Below are 2793 nucleotides of genomic sequence, written 5' to 3' on the forward strand. Positions count from 1 at the left end.
CCCGAGAGGGATTGACCGGGAGCGGCTCTATTTAAGCCAATTTTGGTAGCTAATCTCTCAGTTCCAGCCGCCGCTAGTAGATTAGTCACCAACTCGCGGACGATTCTGGCGACAAACCAGCCGACTAAAGCGATCAAACCTGCTTTGAAGATATTGGGTAAGGCGCTGAGAATATCATTGAGCAGATTTTGGACTGGTGCCAGCGGGCCTCTAAGATCGAGAACATCGAGGATCAGAGGCAGGAAGAATAAGAAGACGAACCAGTACAAGGCATTACCAAGCGTCTCACTCGGTAATACTTGATTTTCACCCACCGCCATTCTCCGAGACATGGCGGGGACGAGCGTGCCAGCCGTCCGCACGACGATCGCTTTGACTGCGGTGGCTACCAGCCATGCTACTGCTGCTAAAGCTGCTGCTGAAGCTAGTTTTGGTACGAATGCCAGAATTTGATTCAGGACATTATTCAGCGGTTGGGCGACAACGGTGAGGTTGAGGGCGTTGAGAAAGCCCAGCACCGCAAACAGAAAAATTAGCCAGAACACGATGTCTCCGACTAATTTTTCGGTGTTTAAATTTGAGTTAGCATTGCCTGTAGCCATCCGCCCTAGGCGATTGTCTAAGTCCGTGCGTTTGAGTAAGTTCCGAACGACAGATGAGACGACAAAAGCCACGATCCAGCCGACAAATAACGTGACGATCGCCCCGAGTAAGCTGGGGAGGTAAGCGCCGACGGTGCCACTGGTTTGTCTGACGAAGTTTTCGACTCCAGTAGTAGAAAAATTGGGCGTGGTCACTGGTACTGCGACCTGCGCGACTAGCCACTGTTGGCTAATGAGCCGATCGGTGCTAACAAGCGTGCCGATAAGTTGCCAAGTTTCGTTCATATTCGTGCTGTGTAATAAATTGTAAGTGCCAGTGTAGACCGACTAGTCAGGAAATAACTTATCTTGCCTACTTAGCATTTGTGCCTGCAAACGGGGAACGATCGAGGATGCCAACGCCTCCATTTTCCTGTCGTCGTTCGGACGGATCGGCTCTCCAGCATTTATGGTAATAAGCAAGACTTATTGAAAGCGGATGCGCGCTCGTCGGGTTTCCCGACGGTTTGCGGATGCGCGCTCCTCGGGTTCCCCGAGGGTATAGCGCACCAAGCAGCGAGACAAGACAGGGGGGATTTCTAGGGTTTACGAATGCTAATTTATACTTTTCAAACACCCTCTTAAGTGTCTGTTTCCCCAACATAGCAGGAGAGCCGATCGGGTAGCAGTCACAGCGTCAAATAGTGGTAGTGAAATATACCAGTTTTTCAAATTTTGCCGATTGGCATAAATTTAAATTTAAGCATCTTTGGTTGACGATCGATTCGGTCGCTTAAAACAACTAAAAAGGTAGCTGCTTTCGGGCAACAAAACTACACATTAGACGATCCCAGGAAAGTCCCTAGTAATAATGTGCAAGGATAGTTACTTTCTACTTTTGAGTAATTAAATAACTACAGCTTCTGAGGTAGCTTAACACGATCGCTCGATAATGAGATCCACAAATCGACATATATTTTACATTCTTGAGGTAGATTAACTACTCGGACGGACGATATTTTTGGATTAGAGAATACTAATTTCGATCGGGACTTACTACTGCAAAGGCGGCTCAATTGCCGACAGTACGCTCCGCAAACGGAGGCGATCGGCTAATGTCCCTAAGATAGCGCTTGCCTAAATCCGTGCCTAGCTGTTAACTACGCGGGCTGTTTTTAAAGAATTGATACATTTCTGGTAGTCGATTGACGATCGCGGCAGTTTTAAGCCAAAGTTTGTGGGAAACGGCGGGATATCCCGAGACAATTTCACCGGGTTCGACGTTGCGATGAATGCCTGTTTTCGATGAAGCAATTGCGCGATCGCCGATAGTTACTTGATTGGCAACGCCAACTTGTCCGGCTAGTAAAACTCCATTGCCAACTTTGACGCCACCAGCTAACCCAACTTGAGCGGCAAGGGCGCAATTAGATCCAATTTGACACCCGTGTCCGACATGCACTAGATTGTCTAACTTGGTATCTTTACCAATCCGCGTTTCCCCCACGGCTGGTCGATCGACAGTGCTATTGCAACCGATCTCCACACCATCCTCTAAGACCGTATAACCAGCCTGTTCCATCTTGAACCAGCCTGTAGCCGTCGGCACAAAGCCAAAGCCCTCTGCGCCGATCGTCGCCCCACTGTGGATGACGCAATTAGCGCCAATCCGTACCCGCTCGTGAATGGTACAGTTAGCATGAAGGATCGTCCGATCGCCAATGCGGACATCGGGATAGATAACGACATTTGGATGGACGATCGCCCCATTGCCGATCGTCACACCAGCTTGGATGACTACATGGGAACCGATCGATACATCCTCGCCCAATGCGACTCCCGGCGCGACGATCGCGCTCGGATGAATCCCCGTCGGAAGCTGGAAGGGCTGATAAAATAACTGGATAACTCGGGCAAATAACAATCGCGGTTCGCTGGCGGCGATCCAGACGATCCCTCGATCGATCGCCTGCGTATGTAGCGACCGATCCATCGGTAAAATCAGGGCACTCGCTGCCGTACTACCGACAAATTTGGCAAACTTATCGCCTTCAATATAAGAAATCGTCCCAGGCGTGGCTGCATCGATCGGAGCTAAGCCAGTTAAAGTGGGGTTGAGATGACTATGGGTATCCAAACTACTTGCTTGGACAGCAGACCCTAGTTTAGTTATCAGTTCGCTAAATTGGATTGTAAATTCGGGAGAGAAGCT

General features: G+C 49.4%; 1 protein-coding gene and 2 pseudogenes. All 3 read right to left on the reverse strand.

All coding sequences use genetic code 11. The features are described 5' to 3' along the window. A pseudogene (locus RMO35_RS25210) lies at positions 1-545 on the reverse strand (hypothetical protein); the annotation flags it as partial. A 126-nt stretch (positions 546-671) separates the two neighbouring features. Continuing rightward, positions 672-887 (reverse strand): annotated as a pseudogene (locus RMO35_RS25215) (hypothetical protein); the annotation flags it as partial. An 850-nt stretch (positions 888-1737) separates the two neighbouring features. Continuing rightward, the gene (gene lpxD, locus RMO35_RS07315) at positions 1738-2772 is read right to left on the reverse strand and encodes a UDP-3-O-(3-hydroxymyristoyl)glucosamine N-acyltransferase (protein WP_309739726.1); all 1035 of its coding nucleotides are present in this window, start codon (positions 2770-2772) and stop codon (positions 1738-1740) included. Positions 2773-2793 lie beyond the last annotated feature (21 nt).

The organism is Chamaesiphon sp. OTE_20_metabat_361 (genome assembly GCF_031364565.1).